Source organism: Stenotrophomonas sp. YJH_SMC_127, from assembly GCF_059372445.1.
The window spans coordinates 1-19152 of the sequence record NZ_JCAFVO010000016.1 but is presented as its reverse complement, the minus strand read 5'-3'; the positions used below and the strand labels follow the sequence as shown (position 1 = coordinate 19152).

Here is a 19152-nt window from a genome sequence, read left to right as displayed (position 1 = left end):
AAGCGCGTGTCCTAGCCGATCAGGTGCGGAATGCGCTGGAACAGCAGCGTGGTGAATTCAACCAGGTGGCCGATCAGCAGGCTGCCCAGCGCGAACAGCACTGCGGTCAGCGCCGCCGCCTTGGCGACGAAGGCGATGGTCGGTTCATTGAGCTGGGTTGCAGCCTGCACGACACCGACCACCACGCCCACCACCAGTACGGTGAGCAGCAGCGGGCCGGCCACCCACAGCACGGTGATCAGGCCGCCACGCAGTTCGGTCAAGGCAAGTTCGGGAGACATTCGGGTTCCACCTTCTTATATAGAGTCGAGCCATGCTCGACTGTCTTTCAATCGCGCCGGATCGCGTCACGCGGGATTGAAGCTGGCCGCCAGCGTGCCCACGGTCAGCACCCAGCCATCCACCAGCACGAACAGCAGGATCTTGAACGGTGCCGACACCAGCATCGGCGACAGCATCATCATGCCCATGGACATCAGCACGCTGGCGACGACCAGATCGATGATCACGAACGGAATGAAGATCAGGAAGCCGATCTCGAAAGCGGTCTTCAGTTCGCTGGTGACGAACGAAGCGACCAGCACCGGGAACGGGATCGCATCGGGGCTGGCGTAGGTGCCGTGCCCGGCGATGCCGGCGAAGGTCATCAGGTCGGTCTCGCGGATCTGCGCCAGCATGAACCCGCGCAGCGGCTGCGTGGTCAATGTCCAGGCGGTCTGGAAGTCGATGTCGCCGTTGAGATAGGGCGCCATGCCCGTGCTCCACGCCTTGTCCCAGGTCGGCATCATCACCATCGCGGTGAGGAACAGGGCCAGGCCCAGCAGTACCTGGTTGGACGGCGTCTGGCCGGTACCCAGTGCCTGGCGCAGCAGGCCCAGCACGATGATGATGCGGGTGAACGAGGTCAGCACCAGCAGCATCGACGGGATCAGGGTGATCGCGGTCATCAGCAGCAGGGTCTGCAGCGGCAGGCTGACCGGCTGGCCGCCGATCTTGCCGACGTTGACGTCCGGCAGCGGGGTGGCCGGGGCGCCGGGCGCGGCGAACGCCAGCGCCGGCAACAGGCACAGGGCAAGCAACAGCAGCCACGGCATCAGGGTGGCAACACGGGTACGGGTGACACGCATGTCAGGGGTCCTTGCGCAGCCGCTGCTGCAGCAGCTGGGCGAAATTCGGCAGGTTCTTGAAGTCCGGCACGCGCACCGGCGCCGGTGGCGGCAACGGTTCGGGCAGGGTATGCAGGGTGTTGATGCCGCCGGCAGTGACGCCCAGCAGCAATTGCTGGCCGTTGACCTCCACCACCACCACGCGCTCCTTGGCGCCGACGCTGAGGCTGGCCACCAGCTTCATGCCTTCGGCCGGGCGGAAGCCGCTGCCGGGCATGCGCTTGAGCAGCCAGCCCAGGCCGATCACCAGCGCCAGCACCGCCAGCAGCGCCAGCACCGCACCGAACAGGCTGGGTGCGGCGGCCGCGTGCTGGCCGACCTGCGGGCCGATCGGCGCTGCGGTCTTGCCGACCGCCAGCAGGGTGGAGGCCAGCAGGCTCAACGCAGTCTCCGGATCCGCTCGCTCGGGCTGACCACGTCGGTCAGGCGCACGCCGAAGCGGTCATTGATCACCACCACTTCGCCGTGGGCGATCAGGGTGCCGTTGACGAACACGTCCAGCGATTCGCCGGCACCGCGCTCCAGTTCCACCACTGAACCCTGGTTGAGCTGCAGCAGGTTGCGGATCGGCAGGCGGGCACGACCGACTTCCAGCGACAGGGTCACCGGCACATCGAGGATCACGTCCAGGTTCAGGTCCGGACCGTTGGCCTCGTCGGCCTGCAGGCTGCTGAACTGGGCCGGGGTCGGTTCGAGGGCGTCGATATCGTTCATTGCGGGTCTTCCTGGATGACGGGTACGCGCGGGCGGGTGCCCGGCGGATGGGGAGCGGTGATCTTCACGGCGTTCATGCCGTTGGCGATGCCGAACTCGCCGGTGAACACCGGAATGTTCTCCACGCACAGCGGCACCTGCGGGCTCAGCTCGATCGGCAGGATGTCGCCGACCTTCAACTGGGTCAGGTCGCGCAGGGTCATGCGCTTGCTGGCCAGTACGCTGGACAGGGTGACTTCGGCGATGTTGAGCTGCTCGCGCAGGGTCTTGCCCCAGCTCTCGTCGCGGTCGTTGCGGTCGCTCTGGATGCCGGCGTCGAGCAGTTCGCGGATCGGTTCCAGCATCGAGTAGGGCAGGGTGACGTGGATGTCACCACCGCCGCCGTCGAGCTCGACGTGCAGGCGGCACACCACCACGTACTCGCGCGGGGTCACGATGTTGGCGAAATGCGGGTTGATCTCCGAGTTGATGTACTCGAAGTCGACGTCCATCACCGGTGCCCACGCTTCGCGCAGGTCGGCGAAGGTCTGCTTCAGCAGCAGGTGGATCACCCGCATTTCGGTGGCCGTGAATTCGCGGCCCTCGATGCGGGTCGGGTAGCGCCCGTCGCCGCCGAAGAAGTTGTCGACGATGGCGAACACCAGGGTCGGCTCGAACACGATCAGGCCGGTACCGCGCAGCGGCTTGAAGCGGATCAGGTTCAGGTTGGTCGGCACATACAGCGAGTGCATGTAGTCGTTGAACTTGATCAGTTCGATGCCGCGCACCGACAGCTCGGCCGAGCGCCGGATCAGGTTGAACAGGCCGATCCGCCACAGGCGCGCGAAGCGCTCGTGGACCATTTCCAGGGTCGGCATGCGACCGCGGATGATGCGGTCCTGGCTGGCAAAGTCGTACGAACGCGCTTCGCCTGACGGGGGTTCCGCATCGGTCTCGACCGCGCCGCTGTCCACGCCGTGGAGCAGGGCATCGATCTCGTCCTGGGACAGCAGATCATTCATCGGGGGGCCCTTACTGGGTCACGAAGCTGGTGAACAGCAGATCGTCGGCGCCGTTGCTGCCGGTCTCGGCCTTGAGCACCTTCTGCACCTCGGCCAGCGAACTGGCCTGCAGCTTCTGCTTGCCGGCGACATCGGCGATCTGGTCCGGGCTGACCTGCGAGAACAGCATCAGCAGGCGCGCGCGGATGGCCGGGGCATGGGTCTTGATCGCTTCCAGCGCGGCCGGGTCGCGGGTCATCAGCTGGACCTCCAGCTGCAGGTAGCGCGGGCCGTCGACCGGGCCATTGAGGTTGACCACGAACGCCGGGTCCAGCGCGAAGTACTGTGCCGGGGCCGGGGTCGCGCTCTTCTTCGGCGCCTGCGCGGTCTTCTCTTCGTGCTTGGACTGGGTGAAGAACCACACGCCGCCACCAGCGGCAGCGGCGGCCAGTACGGCCACCAGTGCGGTGATCAGGATCGGACTACGCGGCTTGGCGGCCTTGTCCTTCTCGGCGGTCTTCTTGGTTTTGTCAGCGGCTGCGGCCACGGGGTGAAGCTCCTGAGGGTTGCTTCACCGGGATATGCAAGGGGTGTGCCGAAGGCTGGGCCCGCAGGGTGCGACGGAATTCCGTCGGGGTGCCGGTGGGGCCGTGCGGAGCAAGCTCCGCACCCACCAACGCAATACGGGGAGGTGCCGACCGCCCGCCCTGGTGGGTGCCAACCGCCCGCTCTGGTGGGTGCCAACCTTGGTTGGCACACCTGTCAGGCGTAGGCGTCCAGCAAGCCGCGCTGGCGGATCAACTGCGCGGACGACACGCTGGCATCGCCCGGCGTCGGTTCTCCGTCGCCGGTCATGCCGCCGCCACCGGGTTGTCCCGACGCATTGCCGTCACCACCAGACGCCTGGTGGCCGACATCGGCGTGAGCCAGCTGGAAGCCCTGTTCGCCCAGCAGCTCGCGCAGGCGCGGCAGGCTGCTTTCCAGTGCCTGGCGCACGTCCACGTGCGGGCTGCTGAAGCTGGCATGCACCTTGTCGCCGTTCAACTGCAGGCGCACGTCGACCGGCCCCATGTCGTCCGGGCTCAGGCGGATGTGGGCATGGCCGATCTTCTGGTCGGCCAGCCAGCCCAGGCGTGCGCCGATGGCCTGGTCGAAGCCATCGTCACCCAGCACCGGCTTGGGCGTGGGTTCGCCATTGAAGATCGCGTTGCCGGTGGCGAGCGCCGCCTTCAGGTCCTGCACGGCGGCCGCTGCCGGTGCGTGCAGCAACGGTGTACCTGCGCGGTCGCCAACGGCGGCCACGTCACTGCCTTCGCCGCGCTCGCTGCGCCTGCCGGGCAGGATCATCGCCGGCAATGGCAGCGCGGTGGCATCCTCCGCGCTGGTCGCAGCCGGTTTGCCGTCGGCCGCCACGGGGGCTGCGGTTGCCGCTGCCGGCGCGGCTGCAGGCAGTGTCGGGGTCGCGACGGGGGCAGTGGTGGGTAGCGCCGTACCGTCGCTGGCCAGTGACGGTGCAGCGCTGCCCGCCAGAGCGACGGCCGGATCGGCAGGCGTCGGCATCGCCAGCACCAGGCCGGCCAGGCCGATCGGTGGCCACGGGGCGTCCTCGGTCGCGGCGGGCTTGTCCTTGTCGGTGCCGGGTCCAGCCGGGGGCAGGGCAACGGGCGGTAGCGGCGGCGTTTCGGCAGTTGCCGCTTCCGCGTCCGCGCTGCGTTCGCCCGGTGCCTGGTCATTGCTGTCGGCGGTCGATGGCTGGCTGGGCGTGGACGGCGTCGGTGTGGTAGCGCTGCCGGCAGGCGCGGGCGCGGAGGGCGCACCGCCCTGCAGCAGCTGGCTGAAGTCCTTTGCGCCTTCGCTGCGCGCGGCGCGCGCGGCACTGTTGCTGGTGGCGGGCGGGGCCGGGTTGGCGCTGCTGGCGAGCGGGGCGGGCATCACGGGCGGCCTCCCTGCTCGGCGCCGTCCTGGTCTTCGGCCTGCACCAGACGCGCGCGCCGCGCGCCAATGTCGTCCATCTCGCGCTGGTCGCGGCGGTCGGTCACCACCTTTTCCTGCGCGCGGTAGCTGGCGGCCAGCTGCTCCAGCACCGCCTTGTCACGGCTGGCCAGGATCAGCCGCGCGCGCTCGGCCTCCACTTTTTCGCGGTTGCCGTTGACCGTGGCCTGCTGCTGCTCGACCGCACTGTCCAGGCGATCAAGGAAGGCGCGGCGGTTCAGCAGCTGTGCCGGGCTGGTCGCTGCCATCTGGGCGTTGGCGTACTCCTCGGCATAGCGGCGCAGTTCGTCCAGGCGCGACAGATGGGTGTCGAGCACGCGCTGGCGTTCGGCCAGGTCGCGGGCGACCGCGTCCTCGTGTTCCTGGGCCCGCTTGAGCAGGGGATCGATGCGCTTGGACTGGTTCATGGCTTAACTCTCTTGTTCCACCAGGCGCTGCAGCGCCGCCTGGCTGTGCGGGAGATCTGCGGCCTTGGCAACGTCCTGGCCGAGGAACTCCATGATTTCCGGCCAGCGTTCCAGGGCTTCGTCGGTGGCCGCGTCGTTACCACGCTGGTAGGCACCGATCGCGATCAGGTCACGGTTGACCGAGTACGCCGAGACCAGTCGCTTCAACTTGCGGATGCGCAGGCGCCACGGCTCGTCGGCGATTTCCGTGACCACGCGGCTGACCGACGATTCGACGTCGATGGCCGGGTACAGGCCGCTGTCGGCCACCCGGCGCGAGAGCAGGATGTGGCCGTCGAGGATCGCGCGTGCGGCGTCGGCGATCGGATCCTGCGGATCATCGCCTTCGGTCAGTACGGTGTAGAACGCGGTGATCGAGCCGCGGCCCTTTGCGCCGTTGCCAGCGCGTTCGACCAGCGCCGGCAGCTTGGCGAACACCGAGGGCGGGTAACCGCGGGTGGTCGGTGGTTCACCGACCGACAAGCCGATCTCGCGCTGCGCCTGGGCGAAGCGGGTCAGCGAGTCCATCAGCAGCAGCACGTTCAGGCCCTGGTCGCGGAACCACTCGGCGATGGCGGTGGCACGGTAGGCACCGTGCAGGCGCGCCAAGGGTGGCCGGTCGGCGGGGCTGGCCACCACCACGGCGCGGCGCAGGCCTTCCTCGCCCAGCGTGGTCTCGACGAAATCGCGTACTTCGCGGCCTCGTTCACCAATCAGGCCGACCACGATCACGTCGGCAGCGGTGTAACGGGTCATCATGCCCAGCAGCGTCGACTTGCCGACGCCGGAACCGGCGAACAGGCCGACACGCTGGCCGCGGCCGATCGGCAACAGCGCGTTGATCGCGCGCACGCCCACGTCCAGCGGCTGGGTGATCGGTTCACGCGCCAACGGATTGATCGACACGCCGGCCATGCCGACATGCCCTTCTGCGCGGATCGGGCCCTTGCCATCCAGCGGCACGCCGTCGCTGTCGATGACGCGGCCGAGCAGGCCTTCACCCACTTCCACGCCGCCACGCCGCGCCGACGGTACCACGCGGGCGTTGGGCAGCAGGCCGTGCAGTTCGGCGCTGGGCATCAGGTAGGTGCGCTCACCGGCAAAGCCGACCACTTCGGCATCGACCCAGCCACCATCGACCACTTCCACCTTGCAGCTGGCGCCCAGCGGCGCCTCGCAGCCGACCGCTTCCAGGGTGAGCCCAACCGCGCGGCGCAGCACGCCCTCGCGGATCAGCCCACGGCCATGCGCGGTATCCACGCGCAGGCCGTCCAGGCGCCGGGCCAGGCGCAGGTTGCGGGCCACGGCCCAGTCGGCCGGCGGCGGCGTCGTTTGCGGTGCGGCGCTCATGCCGTCGCCCCGGTCTGGCGGATCACCGCATCCAGCGCACCGCGCAGGCGGGCCTCCAGGGTGCCGTCGATGCGTACGGCTTCGGCGTGCACGCGCAGGTCGCCACGGCTGAGGCTGGTATCCGGTACCAGGCGCTGCGCCGGCGACAGGTTCAGCAGCGGGGCAAGCGCGGCGATGTCATCCGGGTGCAGCCGCACTTCCACCTCGCGGGTGCTGCCGCCCACGGCGTCAATCGCTTCGCCGACCAGCTGCGCCAGCAGTGCCGGCTCGGCCTCGTAGGCGCGGCCGACCAGCGCGCCGGCGATGCGCACCGCCAGTTCACCAAGGGCGCCGACCACTTCGTTCTCCAGCCGCACCAGCGGCCGGCTGAAGTTGTCGAGGATGCCTTCGATCTGCGCGGCGAGGCGACGCACCTCCGCCTGGCCCTGGCCGTAGCCTTCGGCATGGCCCTGATCGAATCCTTCCTTCTCCGCGCTGTCCTGGATCGCCTGGATTTCCTCCAGGGTCGGCAGCTGCAGCGGCGGCTCCGGTTCGTGTTCCGGGTCCGGCTCGGTGAGTTCGAACGCGTCCTCCTGCTCCAGCGCCGGTTCGGGCTGGGCCAGCAGGTCCGGGGCAAGCCAGCGCACGACGTTGCTCACAGCATGGCCTCCGCGCTGCCGCCGATGGTGACGGTGCCTTCATCGGCCATGCGCTTGACGATGGCCAGGATCTCGCGCTGCGCGCCTTCCACGTCGGACAGGCGCACCGGCCCGCGGGCTTCCATGTCTTCCAGCAGGATCTCGGCCGCGCGCTGCGACATGTTGCGGGTGATCTTGTCGCGCACCTTGATGTCGGCGCCGCGCAGGGCCAGGCCCAGGCGCTCGCCGCTCACCTCGCGCAGCACCAGCTGCATCTCGCGGTCGTCCAGGTCGACCAGATCGTCGAACACGAACATCAGGTCCTGGATGCGGTTGCTCAACGGCGCATCGATGCGGGCGATCTCGCCCAGGATCGCCTGGTCCTGGCCGCTGTCCATGAAGTTCAGGATGTTGGCCGCGCACTGCACGCCACCGATGTTCGACGACTTCAGGTTCTGGTTGCCGGCGAACTGGCGCTCCATGATCTCGTTGAGTTCATTGAGCGCGTTCGGCGGAATGCCGTCGAGGGTAGCGATGCGCAGCAGCACGTCCACGCGGGTACGGTCCGGCAGCAGTTTCAGCGCGTCGGCGGCCTGGTCGGTTTCCAGGTGCGCCATCACGATGGCGATGATCTGCGGGTGCTCGTTGCGCACCAGGTCGGCCACCGCACGCGGGTCCATCCACTTCAGCGCGTCCAGCCCGGTGGTGTTGCGGCCCAGCAGGATGCGGTCGATCAGGTTGCCGGCCTTCTCGCTGCCCAGCGCCTGCACCAGCATGTTGCGGATGTAGTCGTCCGAGCCAACGCCGAGTGAGGTCTTCGAGCCCAGCTCCTGGCCGAACTGGTCCATCACCCGTTCCACCTGCTCGCGGGTGATGTCGGTCATGGTGGCCATGGCGATGCCGATTTTCTGCACCTCCTTGGGTTCCATGTGGCGCAGCACTTCGGCCGCGTCCAGCTCACCCAGCGAAAGCAGCAGTACGGCGGCGCGCTGCACGCCAGTCAGTGCGGCCTCAGTCATTTGCCACCCAACCCTTGACCACCTGGGCCACGCGCTTGGAGTCGGTCTTCACGGCTTCACGCGCCATCCGCAATCGTTCCTCATATGAATCCACCGGCAGGGCCAGTGCTTCCGGCCCGCCCAGGCTGGCCCGGTCAGCGCCCAGCGCCGGCAGCGGCATGCCATCGTCATCGACCAGCTGCACGTCCGCGGTATGCGGCTCGAGTGCCTGTTCGTCGTTCTTCCTGCTCTGGCCGGTGATCGCGCGCAACGCCGGACGCAGCACGCCGAACAGCAGCGCCAGCACCACCACCGCGCCAAGCAGCATGCGGCCGGCATCGTGCACCCACGGCAGCTCCCACCACGACGGGCCTTCGACCGGCGTGGTGTCACGCACGAACGGGGCATTCATCACCGACACGGTGTCGCCACGCTCGGCGTTGAAGCCGACGGCCTGCTTGACCAGCGCTTCGACGCGGGTCAGTTCGGCAGCCGACAGCGGCTGCGGGCTCATCTTGCCGTTGGCGCCGGCGCGCGGCACGTTGTCCACCAGCACCGCCACCGAGACGCGCTTGATGCGGCCGGCCGGCTGGCGGGTGTGCTGCAGGGTGCGGTCCAGCTCGTAGTTGCGGGTCGCGTTCTTGCTGCTTTCGGTCGGGGCCTGCGCGGTGGCCGGTGCGGCCTGCTGGCCCGGCGGGCTGTTGCTGGTCGCACCCGGCACGCCCTGCGGGCCCGGCGTGCTGGTGGTGTTCTCGCTCATCTGCTCGCTGCGCAGCTTCTGCGGCTCGCCGTTGTAGAGCTCGCGGGCTTCCTCGGTCACCGAGAAATCCATGTCCACGCTCACTTCCGGGTTGACGCGGCCGGGGCCAGTCATCGGTTCCAGCAGTTCGCGGATGCGCTGGTTGAACGAAGTTTCCTGGCGGCGCACCTGCTCGAACTGGGCCGCGTTGACCGCCGCCTCGCTGTTCGGGTCGGTAATGCTGAGCATGCGCCCGCTCTGGTCGACCACGGTCACCCGTTCCGGCGCGAGGTCCGGAATGCTGGCGGCGACCATGTGCACGATGGCATCGACCTGGCTGCGTTCCAGTTGCTGGCCGCCACGCAGTTCCAGGGTGACCGAGGCGCTGGCCACGTCACGCTGGCGGGTGAACGCGCTGGGCTTGGGAATGGCCAGGTGCACGCGCGAATCGCGCACCGGGCGCAGCGTGTTGATGGTGCGCGACAGCTCGGTTTCCAGCGCGTGCTGGTAGCGCGCGCTTTCCACGAACTGGCTGACACCAAAGCCGGGGTCGCGTTCCATCAGCTCGAAGCCCAGCTTGCCGCTGTCGGTCAGGCCGGAGCCGGCCAGCTTCAGGCGGGCATCGTGCAGGTTCTTTTCCGGCACGGTGATGCCACCGGTGGCCGGGTCGAGCGCGAACGGAATCTGCGCGGCGCGCAGCAGGTCGGTCGCTTCAGCGGTCGCCTTCTGGTCCAGGCCGGTGTACAGCGGGACCATGCCCGGCTTCTGTGACCAGAAGAACACGGACAGGCCTGCCGCCACCGCCACCGCGATCATTGCCATCAGGCCCAGCCGACGGGTGATCTGCAGACTCTGCAGGCGGTCGAACCATTGCCCGGCCTTCTCGGCGTTCAGGCTGTCCTTGGAGAGCGTCAGTGCCATGCGTCAACGTTCCTTACAGCGGCATGTTCATCACGTCCTGGTAGGCCTGGACGAGACGGTTGCGGACTTCCACGGTGGCGCGGAAGGCGATCTGGGACTGCTGCGAGGCGACCATCACCTTGGCCAGGTCGGCGCTGGGGTCGCCCATTTCGAAGGCCTTGGCGAGGGCGCCGGATTTCTGCTGCGCGTCGTTGACGCCGGCAATCGCACCACGCAGGGTTTCGGTGAAGCTGGCCGGCTGCACCTGCGGCGCATCCAGCACCGTGCCCGGCAGGGCATTGCTGCGCGGCGTTTCGCCCAGCGGGTTGAGCGCCGGCTGTCCCATCTGGGTCTGATAGGAGCGGATCTGCGAAAGGATCGAAGTGACGGAGTGGGACATCTGCAACGGTTCCAGAAACAGGGATGGGGTTGTCTGCTGGAGCCAGTGCAAGTGCCGTGCCGAAACCGGTTTTCGATTCAGTGAAGTGAGGAGGTTGGATGTGCGTGCGGGGTTGCACCCCGCGCCCCGCGGTAGTGCCGGCCGCTGGCCGGCAACCTCAACGGCAACGGCCGAAGCCGAAGCCGGAGCCGGAGCAACAGCAGAAGCGGGTCTACTGAGGGATGGCGGGGTGGGTCCGGTTACGGGGGACGCCGTAAATCCGTCCATGGAGGCTCGGTCGCGCCATCCATGGCGCTCACGCCCCCGCAACCGGACCCACCCCGCCTTCGACAGGTGGCCGCGATCTGTTGGAACCTGCTGCTGATGGTGGGTGCCGACCGTTGCTCGGCACGGGGTCGGATCCCGTTGCAACGCAACGGGCTCTGACCCCATTGGCGGCGCCATTTAACCGGCGTCGGTTTTCTGGCCTATGGCTGCAGGGTCCATCGGCCGGAATTCTGGCGCTGGCGCGGTGCGATGGGGCCGTCATGCTGGGTGTAGATGAAACGGCCCTGGCGGTCGCTCTGGCACGTCAGCAGCAGGGTGTAGTGGGCGGGGCCGGCCGGGTGGGCCTCGGTCATCTGGATTTCCGCGATATGCGGGGCCAGGCGCTGGTAGCGGTAGCTGCCGCCGATGCGGAGGTCGGTGCCGAGGATGTCCAGCACGTACTGGCTGCCAGCAAAGCTGAGCTGCACCATGCGTCCGGCGTTGGGGTTGTCCGGCGCGTACAACGGGTCGCTGAGGTTGGTGAACTGCCGCTTGTCGAGCGTGGCGGGCAGGGCGCAATTGGAGGCGGTGGCCAGGGCCGGGCAGAGCAGGGCGGCGAGCAGGATCAGGTGATGCATGGTGGGACCTCCTTGGGATGTCCCTGCCATGCTCCGCACTGCGATTCCGTTGTCTCTAGGAAAACGTGCAAATGCAATGGGGTCAGATCCCTTTCCGCAGGAAAGGGATCTGACCCCGGGCACCAGGAAAGGGATCTGACCCCGGGCACCACAAACACCAACGCCCGGGCAAGCCCAGGCGTTCGTGCCCCCTTCATGCGGGTCGCGCGCTTCAGCCGGCCAGTTCGGCCTGCTCGCGCTCGATGCCGTACTTGCGCAGCTTTTCCACCAGGGTGGTGCGGCGCAGGCCGAGCAGTTGGGCGGCGTGGGCGACCACGCCCTGGGTGCGTTCCAGCGCTTCGTTGATCAGGCCCAGTTCGATGTTGGCCATGTGGTTGCGCAGGTCCAGGCCATCGTCGGGCAACGCCGCCGGTGCCGCCGGGCGATTGACGGCGATGCCGTGCTCCAGCGCCGGCTGGTTGCCGCTGCCGGGCGTGTGGAACGAGAAGCTGCGCAGGTCCAGGCGTTCTTCGCTGGCAACCGGAGCTGCCGGTACCGCTGCGGCCACCGCTGCCAGCGCGGCATCGCCACGATAGCGGGCCGGCAGGTCCTGCACGCGCACCGAGCCGCCCGGATGCAGCACCGCCAGGCGCTCGACCAGGTTGGTCAGCTCGCGCACGTTGCCCGGCCACTCGTAGCCGGCCAGGGCCTGCAGGGCTTCCGGGGTGAAGCGCACTTCGCCACGGCCGGTTCGCGCCAGCTGCGCGGCGATGGTTTCCACCAGTGCCGGCAGGTCTTCGCGACGCTCGCGCAGCGCGGGCACGTCGATCGGGAACACGTTGAGGCGGTAGAACAGGTCCTCACGGAACTTGCCTTCAGCAATGCGCGTTTCCAGATCGCGGTGGGTCGCGGCCACCACGCGCACGTTGCAGCGGATGGTCTGGTTGCCGCCAACGCGCTCGAAACTGCGTTCCTGCAGCACGCGCAGCAGCTTCACCTGCATCGGCAGGCTCATGTCGCCGATTTCGTCGAGCAGCAGGGTGCCGCCCTCGGCCATTTCAAACCGGCCCTTGCGCGCGGTCAGTGCGCCGGTGAAGGCGCCCTTCTCGTGGCCGAACAGTTCGCTTTCCAGCAGGTCGGCCGGAATGGCGCCACAGTTGATCGCCACGAACGGGCCATCACGGCGCGGCGAGCGCTGGTGGATGGCGCGCGATACCACTTCCTTGCCGGTGCCGGATTCGCCCAGCACCAGCACGGTGGTGTCGAACGCGGCCACCTGCTCGATCATGGTGCGCAGCGCGGTGACCGCCGGGCCGTTGCCGGTCGGCCCCTGGTCCTGCGCGGCGCCGGCCTGGTGCTCGGCATCCAGGCGCTTGAGGCTGGCACGGCGCAGCAGGGCTTCCATCTGCGCGTGGCGCAGCGGCGTTTCCAGTGGCCAGATGTTGGCCTCGTGCAGCCCGTGCTGCTGGGCAAACGCTGCAGCATCACCATCGGCCAGCAGCACCGGCGGCGGCAGGCTGCTGCCGCCCAGCCAGTGGTACAGCGCGGTACTGGCGGCGCTGTCGTCCAGGCTGCCGACGATCACCGCCATCCAGTCGTTCTGGCGCTGGCGGCCCAGGTCGAAGTCGGCCGCGTCGGACACCCAGCGCGGGTTGAAGTCCATGAATTCCAGCAGGGCAACGGTGCGCTCTGCGCGCACGGCGTCGTTGTCCAGCACCAGGATGCGCGATTCGCTCACGATCGATCCTCCCTGAGGCCTTCCAGGATCGGCATGACTTCCTGGATGTAGGACAGCTTGCTGACAAAGTTGTCGGCGCCGGCGCGCAGCGCGTGTTCGCGGTGCTCGGCGTCGTCGAAGTGGCTGGCGATCACGATGTACGGTGCATCGTCCTGCGACTTGATCAGGCGGGTGGCCTGCAGGCCGCCCATTTCCGGCATCGCCAGGTCCATCAGCACCACCTGCGGGCGCAGCGTTTCCGAGCGCTCGATCGCTTCCAGGCCGTTGCCGGCACTGCCGACGATCTGCAGCCAGTCGATCTTGCGGAAATGGCGCATCGCCGCGTTGATGAAGCCCTCGTGGTCATCGACCAGCAGGACCGTGAGCTTGTTCATGTCCAACATCCTTTTCAGCCCACCCGGGCCAGCTGGGGTTGCCTGGCGCTGAGCCGGCGCCGTTCGCGGGCCGGGGCGATATCCAGTTGTTCTCGGTATTTTGCGACGGTTCGGCGGGCAATGTTCACCCCCTGGCGTGACAGCAGGCCGGCAATGGCCTCATCGGCCAGCGGGCGGCCGGCCGGTTCGGCGTCGATCAGGCGGCGGACCATGGCCTTCACCGCCTGGCCGGAGACGCTGGCGCCTTCCAGACGCACGGCGAAGAAGTGCTTCAGTTCGAAGGTGCCGCGCGGGGTCTGCAGGAACTTGCCGGTGGTGATGCGCGAGACGGTGGACTCGTGCATGCCGATCTCCTCGGCCACTTCCTTCAGGGTCAACGGCGCCATGGCCTCTTCGCCACGGACCAGGAAGGCGGCCTGGCGCTCGACGATCACCCGCGCGGTGCGCAGCAGGGTGTCGTAGCGCATCGACAGGCCGCGGCTGAACCAGCGCGCCTCCTGCAGCATTTCGCGCAGTGCCGGGGCGGCGTCGCTGGTCTCGGCCAGGGCCTGTTCGTACTGGCTGTTGATCGACACGCGGCGGCTGGTGGCCGGGTTCAGTGCGACCTTCCACTGCCCATCAGCGTGCCAGGCGACCACGTCCGGCACCACCACGGCGTTGCGTTCGGGCAGCAGGCTGTCGCCGGGGCGCGGCTGCAGCGAGAGGATCAGGCGCACCGCCTCGCGCACGTCGTCGATCTCGGCGTCGTGCTGGCGGGCGAGGGCGGGGTAGTCGTGGGCCGCGAGCGCGTCGAGCGCGCCATCGAGAATGCGTGCGGCCAGGTGGCGGGCCGGCACCACGCCATGCAGGCTGCGCAGCTGCGCCTGCAGGCCTTCGCGCAGGTCCTGCGCGGCCATGCCGGCGGGCTCGCCATGCAGCAGCTGCTGGCGGATGGCTTCCACGCCGTCGGCAGCGATGTCGAACTGGGCGCTGGCCAGCAGCTGCAGCTGGGCCAGCGGCGCCTGCAGGTAGCCGGCTTCATCGCAGTGGTCCAGCCAGAACGCGGCCACCGCCAGCTGGCGGTCGTCCATGTCCAGCGCCAGGCGCTGCAGCACGCGCAGCTGCGGGTCGGTCGATTCGCCGGCGGCGATGCGTGCCATGCGGTCGTCATCACCGTCCTGCCAATTGGCACCGGCCACATCCCACATCGACGGCTCGGGCAGCTCGTCGAAGGCGGCGGTGTCGAGGGTGGTGGCACTCGCTTCGGTGGCTTCAGCAGCGGGCGCTTCGGCCTCCTCGATCTCCAGCAGCGGGTTGGAGTCCAGCAGGCGCTGGATTTCCTGCTCCAGGTGCAGGCCATCGAGCTGCAGCAGCCGGATCGACTGCAGCAGTTGCGGGGTGAGGTGGAGTTGCTGGCCCAGCTGGGTCGAGAGTGCAGCCTTCATCGTGGTTCCCCGGCACCGCTCCCCGGCGCCTTGTGGAACGCATCTTGCTTTTGATCCGGCGGGGGCGGAATCGGGGGGTTCCTGATGCATTTCATGGAACGCCCGACAGGGTGTAGGGGAATTCCCTACACCGACGCGGGAAATTGACGAAATGCGTCGCCAAGTCATTGATTTGTGGTGGCGAAGCCGCTGGGCGCGCGGCGGTCGGGGCACGGATTCCTGTCAGGGAATGTCGGGGTGACGGGATGTCGTCGCCAACGCAGGGTGTCGCGGGGTCAGATCCGTTTCCACGGGAAAGGGATCTGACCCCGATACCGGCGCCTACTCGAGCTCGTGCTGATGGCGCGCGGCCAGCAGCAGCAGGTCATTGGCGCGGCGGCAGCCCAGCGATTCCATCATCCGTGCGCGGTGGGTCTCCACCGTCTTGACGCTGATGCCGAGATCGGCGGCGATTTCCTTGTTGCTCTCGCCCTTGCCGATGCGGCGCAGGATCTCGCGCTGCCGTGGTGAGAGTGCGGCGATGCCGGTGGGTTTCTCGCGGCCCAGCATCGGCGCCAGCATCTTGGCCGAGATCTGCGGGCTCAGGAACACCTGGCCGGCGTGCGCGGCCCGCAGTGCCAGTTCCAGTTCCTGCGGTGCGGCGTCCTTCACCACGAACCCGACCGCGCCACGATCCAGTGCATCGCGCACGTGGGCGGCATCGTCGTGCATGGTCATCATCACCACCCGGGTACCGGGGGCACGCAGGCGGATGTCGCTGAGCGCTTCCAGGCCGGTGCGGCCCGGCAGCGAGAGGTCCATCAGCACCACATCCGGTGCGTGCTGCAGGGACAGTTGCAGTGCCTGTTCGGCGTTGCTGGCCTCGGCCACGAGCTGCACGTCGGCAAACCCCTGCAGCAGCCGCGCCAGGCCGGCGCGGACAAGGGTGTGATCGTCGACGATGAGAACTCGCACAGGCACGCAGCAGATCCGTGTAGGGGCATCCACCTTAACTTAGCTGAACGGGCGCGCCAAGGGTCGGCCGTACAGCGCCAAGGGGGCGGGTTTCAGCGTGCGCGGCGTGCCTCGGCCACCTGGCGGCGGTGCAGGCGGAACAGGTGCCGCTCCATCGCCATCTCCAGGCCATCGCCCAAACGCTGGAAGCGCAGCCACAGGAAGTGCCCGCCGCTACCGTCGGCGGCTTCTGCGACGACCTCCACGGGCAGGTCGATGTGGTCGGGCAGCCAGTCGCTGGGCTGCAGGCGCACCACGCCGGCCTGGCCGGGGCTTGCGCCACTGCGCGGGCCCAGCTGCAGGCGGATGCCACGGCGCGACCAGCGCACCGGGCGCAGGGTCAGCTCCTGGCCCTGCTGGCGCACCAGCCGGCCGAGCAGCACCATCGCCAGGTCCAGCTTGGCTTCCAGGCGCTGCAGCTGCAGGCTGGCTTCGTTGCGTTCGTCGTGCTCGTCGACGCGGCTGTCCTCGACCAGTGCCAGGCTGCGCAGCAGGCCTTCGGCGCTGCTGGTGCGGCCGGCCGCGCTGCCCGCCTGGAACTCGGCCGGCAGGGCCAGTTCGCAGCTGAGCGTCTCGTCGAACAGCTCGCTTTCGGCCGGGTGATGCAGCGAGGTGGTCGGCAGCGAGGTCATGCCAGCGATTCTGCCTGCAGATAGGCATGCGCCGCGCGAAGGGAGCGCTGGCCGTCGTTCATCAGTGCGGCCACGGCATCACGGCGCTGGCGCAGCAGGCCGAGCAGACTCTGCTGGCGCTCGAACAGGGCGCTCAGCGGCGCGTGGTCCGCAGCGGTCAGCGGCTGGCTGAGCAGGGCGTGCAGGGTGCTGTCGTGGCCGTCGAGCAGGCTGTCGGCCTGGTCGAGGGATTCTTCGCCCAGTGCCTTCTCGAAGGCATCCAGCTGCGCATGCAGTTCCTGCAGGCTCATGGCGCCACCGCGGCCGGGCGGCGCTGTTCGTGCGGGATCGCGTTCCAGGCGCTGTCGATCTCGCCCAGCAGCTGCAGCGATTCATCCAGCGCGGCACGGTCGTTGTGCAGGTTGGCCTCGGTCAGGCGCTGCAGCACGTAGTCATAGAGTGCCGACAGATTTCCGGCGATCTCGCCACCGGCCTCATGGTCCAGCGAGCCGTTGAGGTGGCCGACGATCGCGCAGACTTCGCCGATCGCCTTGCCCTTGCCGGCCTGGTCACCGCGTTCAAGGCTGGCCAGGGCGCGGCGCACGCGCTCCAGCGCGCCGGCCAGCAGCATCGCCACCAGCTTGTGTGGATCGGCATCGGCGACCGCACTGGTCACCCCCACCTGGCGGTACTGCTCGGCATATTGACGGCTGGAACCGTACATTCGTGATTCTCCTTGCGCGGGGTGCCGTCGGGTGATCGCGGGGACCGGTGCCGACGGCGCGGCGATGATTGCTGTTGCGTCCGTTATCGGTGCATTGCGCGGCAAACTTGAGTGCCGTGCATGTCCGTCAGCGGTTCAACTGGGCCAGCTGCTGCTGCAGCGCGGTGTTGCTCTGCTGCAGCTTGCCCATCAGGCTGTCCAGCGCCAGGAACTGCTTCTTGTAGCGCTCTTCCACGCTCTTCATGCGCGTGTCGAGGTCCTTGCGGCGCTTGTCGATGTTGTCCAGCGTGGTGTTCAGGCCCTTGGTGCGGGCAACGAAGGCGCCTTCCTTGCCGACCGTGGTACTGACATAGCCGTCGACCAGCGTGTACAGCTTGCCGGCACCGCCGGTATCACCGGTGATCGCCTGGCGCATCTTCTCCGGCTGGCTGGCCAGTGCGGCGGCGAACTTGGTGGTGTCCAGGATCAGCGTGCCGTCGGCATTGGGATAGCCACGGGTATCCAGGCCGATCGCCTTGGCATCGAGCTTGTCACCGGCCAGGTCCTTGAGCACGCTCGACATCACCGAGCGCAGCTGGCTGGTGGCGCCGCGCATCTGCGCATCGCCGGTCAGCGTGGAGGCTTCCTTGGTCTTGGCGTCGTACTTGGTTTCGGTGTTGATGGCGGCCAGTGCAGCGTTGTAGGCGGTGACGAACTCCTGCATCACCTTGGTGGCTGCCGCAGTGTCCGTGCTGATGGTCACCGTGCTGGTGCCCGGCATCTTCAGGTTCAGGGTCAGGCCCGGAACCGCATCGGCCACGGTGTTGCTGGCGCTGACGACCTTCACACCATCGATGGTCAGCTCGGCGTCGGCGGCGGCGGTGTTCTGCTTGAGGCTGTTGACCAGGCCGCCCAGTTTGGCGTCGCTGCCGGCGTATTCGAGCTTGATCGCGTTGGCGGCACCGGTCTTCTCCTGGGCGATCGACAGGTACTGGTTGTCGCCGGAGCTGATCAGGGTGGCCTGCACGCCTTCCTTGCGGCCGGCCGCATCGATCTTGTTGCGGATGGTGGTCAGCGTGTCGCCGTCCTCCACCTCCACGTTCATGGTCTTGGCCTTGTCGCCCACGCCAACGGTCAGCGTCAAGGTTCCGGCAGCAAACGTGTCGGTCTTGGGTACCGAGGTATCGGCGATCAGTTTGTGCGCTGTCGCCAGCGAGGTGACATTGACCACGTGCGTGCCGTTGGAGGCCGCAGCCTTGGTGGTGCCAACGTCATACAGCGCGACCGACGCCGTCAGGATCTCGTCGGTGCCCTTGTCGCCGCCCTTGCTGGCGGTCACCGTGCGCGTGTCGAACGCCGTGGTGGCCTTCAGTGCGGTCAGCGCCGTCTTCAGCTTGTCGAAGGCAGAGGTGATGGTGCCGATCGACGACAACTGCATCTTGGCCTTGGACTGCTGCAGGTTCAGCGCATTGTCGGCGGGCTTGCGGTCAGCTGCGACCAGCTGGTTGACGATGCTGGAAATATCCAGTCCCGAGCCAATGCCACCGTATCCAAAGTCTGCCACGTCGTTTCTCCTGGTATCCGGGCCTGGCCGCCGTGCGGTGGCCCGTCGTCAACGAAAATAGCGGCCTGCGCCGCTGGGTCTTGAGGACTTCGTCGATGCACGTGCCGTGCCAATCGCCTTGGCGCGGGTTCTGGCACGCGGGTTGCAGGAGGGCTGGGGCAGGGTGCGGGTAGGTTCACCGCGGGCTGCCGGGAGTCTGCAAAAAGCCCTCCCCCAATGCAGGGGAGGGATCAGGCTACTGACAATCGGGGGGAGACGAAGCCGCCCGGTACGTACAGTCAAAGGTACAGCGCTGAAAGAGAGGTCCGCAGGAGCGGGCGATGCCAAGCCGGTTCGGGAGTGATCCCGGGCCGGGCATGGCCCGCGCCTTCGTGCATCGTGGCTTCCCGGTTGCCGCTACCGTCGGTTCGACCCGACGGTAGCGGCGCCTTCTTGCCGTGGATCAGCGCAGCAGGCTGAGCACGCCCTGCGGCACCTGGTTGGCCTGGGCCAGCATGGCCGTACCGGCCTGCTGCAGGATCTGGGTGCGGGTCAGTTCGGCGGTTTCCTTGGCGAAGTCGGTGTCCTTGATGCGGCTGCG

23 protein-coding genes are annotated in these 19152 nt (G+C 68.1%); all 23 read right to left on the bottom strand.

The window, feature by feature from the left end; genetic code table 11:
- Nucleotides 1–11 precede the first annotated feature (11 nt).
- Nucleotides 12–281 (bottom strand): flagellar biosynthetic protein FliQ, encoded by a 270-nt coding sequence (locus AC5QAB_RS20665; protein ID WP_005413254.1) that lies wholly within the window; start codon nt 279–281, stop codon nt 12–14.
- 66 nt (nt 282–347) lie between these two features.
- Nucleotides 348–1127 carry a flagellar type III secretion system pore protein FliP gene (gene fliP / locus AC5QAB_RS20660; protein WP_032959420.1) on the bottom strand — a complete coding sequence of 260 codons (780 nt, stop codon included), beginning with the start codon at nt 1125–1127 and terminating at the stop codon, nt 348–350.
- A gap of 1 nt (nt 1128) precedes the next feature.
- Entirely contained in the window at nt 1129–1548 is a 420-nt protein-coding gene (gene fliO, locus AC5QAB_RS20655; protein ID WP_014037105.1) for a flagellar biosynthetic protein FliO, read from the bottom strand.
- Nucleotides 1545–1880: a flagellar motor switch protein FliN gene (gene fliN / locus AC5QAB_RS20650; protein ID WP_005409543.1), complete on the bottom strand. Its 336-nt coding sequence runs from the start codon at nt 1878–1880 to the stop codon at nt 1545–1547. Before fliN ends, fliO begins: the two co-directional genes overlap by 4 nt.
- Entirely contained in the window at nt 1877–2881 is a 1005-nt protein-coding gene (gene fliM / locus AC5QAB_RS20645) for a flagellar motor switch protein FliM (RefSeq protein ID WP_197561564.1), read from the bottom strand. Before fliM ends, fliN begins: the two co-directional genes overlap by 4 nt.
- Before the next feature lie 10 nt (nt 2882–2891).
- Entirely contained in the window at nt 2892–3407 is a 516-nt protein-coding gene (locus tag AC5QAB_RS20640) for a flagellar basal body-associated FliL family protein (RefSeq protein WP_049441913.1), read from the bottom strand.
- 215 nt (nt 3408–3622) lie between these two features.
- Nucleotides 3623–4792, bottom strand: a complete 1170-nt coding sequence (locus AC5QAB_RS20635) for a flagellar hook-length control protein FliK (protein WP_197561565.1) — start codon at nt 4790–4792, stop codon at nt 3623–3625.
- Complete coding sequence (gene fliJ / locus AC5QAB_RS20630) at nt 4792–5259, bottom strand: flagellar export protein FliJ (protein ID WP_014647043.1); 468 nt, start codon at nt 5257–5259, stop codon at nt 4792–4794. Before fliJ ends, AC5QAB_RS20635 begins: the two co-directional genes overlap by 1 nt.
- 3 nt (nt 5260–5262) lie before the next feature.
- On the bottom strand, nt 5263–6648 hold the full coding sequence (locus AC5QAB_RS20625) for a FliI/YscN family ATPase (protein ID WP_197561566.1): 1386 nt from the start codon (nt 6646–6648) through the stop codon (nt 5263–5265).
- Nucleotides 6645–7286, bottom strand: a complete 642-nt coding sequence (locus AC5QAB_RS20620; protein WP_014647045.1) for a FliH/SctL family protein — start codon at nt 7284–7286, stop codon at nt 6645–6647. Before AC5QAB_RS20620 ends, AC5QAB_RS20625 begins: the two co-directional genes overlap by 4 nt.
- The gene (fliG, locus tag AC5QAB_RS20615) at nt 7283–8269 is read right to left on the bottom strand and encodes a flagellar motor switch protein FliG (protein WP_024958226.1); all 987 of its coding nucleotides are present in this window, start codon (nt 8267–8269) and stop codon (nt 7283–7285) included. The genes AC5QAB_RS20620 and fliG overlap by 4 nt, the downstream gene beginning before the upstream one ends.
- Nucleotides 8270–8276: 7 nt before the next feature.
- The gene (fliF, locus tag AC5QAB_RS20610; RefSeq protein ID WP_014647047.1) at nt 8277–9923 is read right to left on the bottom strand and encodes a flagellar basal-body MS-ring/collar protein FliF; all 1647 of its coding nucleotides are present in this window, start codon (nt 9921–9923) and stop codon (nt 8277–8279) included.
- 13 nt (nt 9924–9936) lie between these two features.
- Nucleotides 9937–10302: a flagellar hook-basal body complex protein FliE gene (gene fliE / locus AC5QAB_RS20605; RefSeq protein WP_014037113.1), complete on the bottom strand. Its 366-nt coding sequence runs from the start codon at nt 10300–10302 to the stop codon at nt 9937–9939.
- 467 nt (nt 10303–10769) lie between these two features.
- Complete coding sequence (locus tag AC5QAB_RS20600) at nt 10770–11186, bottom strand: hypothetical protein (protein ID WP_197561567.1); 417 nt, start codon at nt 11184–11186, stop codon at nt 10770–10772.
- A 211-nt stretch (nt 11187–11397) separates the two neighbouring features.
- Nucleotides 11398–12903, bottom strand: a complete 1506-nt coding sequence (locus tag AC5QAB_RS20595) for a sigma-54 dependent transcriptional regulator (protein WP_014647049.1) — start codon at nt 12901–12903, stop codon at nt 11398–11400.
- Nucleotides 12900–13277 carry a response regulator gene (locus tag AC5QAB_RS20590; protein ID WP_010485922.1) on the bottom strand — a complete coding sequence of 126 codons (378 nt, stop codon included), beginning with the start codon at nt 13275–13277 and terminating at the stop codon, nt 12900–12902. Before AC5QAB_RS20590 ends, AC5QAB_RS20595 begins: the two co-directional genes overlap by 4 nt.
- Before the next feature lie 14 nt (nt 13278–13291).
- Entirely contained in the window at nt 13292–14701 is a 1410-nt protein-coding gene (gene rpoN, locus AC5QAB_RS20585; protein WP_069116900.1) for an RNA polymerase factor sigma-54, read from the bottom strand.
- Between the two features lie 321 nt (nt 14702–15022).
- Nucleotides 15023–15655 carry a response regulator gene (locus AC5QAB_RS20580; RefSeq protein WP_032959406.1) on the bottom strand — a complete coding sequence of 211 codons (633 nt, stop codon included), beginning with the start codon at nt 15653–15655 and terminating at the stop codon, nt 15023–15025.
- A 92-nt stretch (nt 15656–15747) separates the two neighbouring features.
- Nucleotides 15748–16326: a PilZ domain-containing protein gene (locus tag AC5QAB_RS20575; protein WP_049405341.1), complete on the bottom strand. Its 579-nt coding sequence runs from the start codon at nt 16324–16326 to the stop codon at nt 15748–15750.
- Nucleotides 16323–16616, bottom strand: a complete 294-nt coding sequence (locus AC5QAB_RS20570; RefSeq protein WP_100450007.1) for a hypothetical protein — start codon at nt 16614–16616, stop codon at nt 16323–16325. Before AC5QAB_RS20570 ends, AC5QAB_RS20575 begins: the two co-directional genes overlap by 4 nt.
- Nucleotides 16613–17029 (bottom strand): flagellar export chaperone FliS, encoded by a 417-nt coding sequence (gene fliS / locus AC5QAB_RS20565; RefSeq protein WP_005416447.1) that lies wholly within the window; start codon nt 17027–17029, stop codon nt 16613–16615. The genes AC5QAB_RS20570 and fliS overlap by 4 nt, the downstream gene beginning before the upstream one ends.
- Before the next feature lie 127 nt (nt 17030–17156).
- On the bottom strand, nt 17157–18572 hold the full coding sequence (fliD, locus tag AC5QAB_RS20560) for a flagellar filament capping protein FliD (RefSeq protein ID WP_014647054.1): 1416 nt from the start codon (nt 18570–18572) through the stop codon (nt 17157–17159).
- A 442-nt stretch (nt 18573–19014) separates the two neighbouring features.
- Nucleotides 19015–19152 (bottom strand): flagellin (locus AC5QAB_RS20555; RefSeq protein WP_279923195.1); only part of this gene is annotated, 138 nt, incomplete at its 5' end.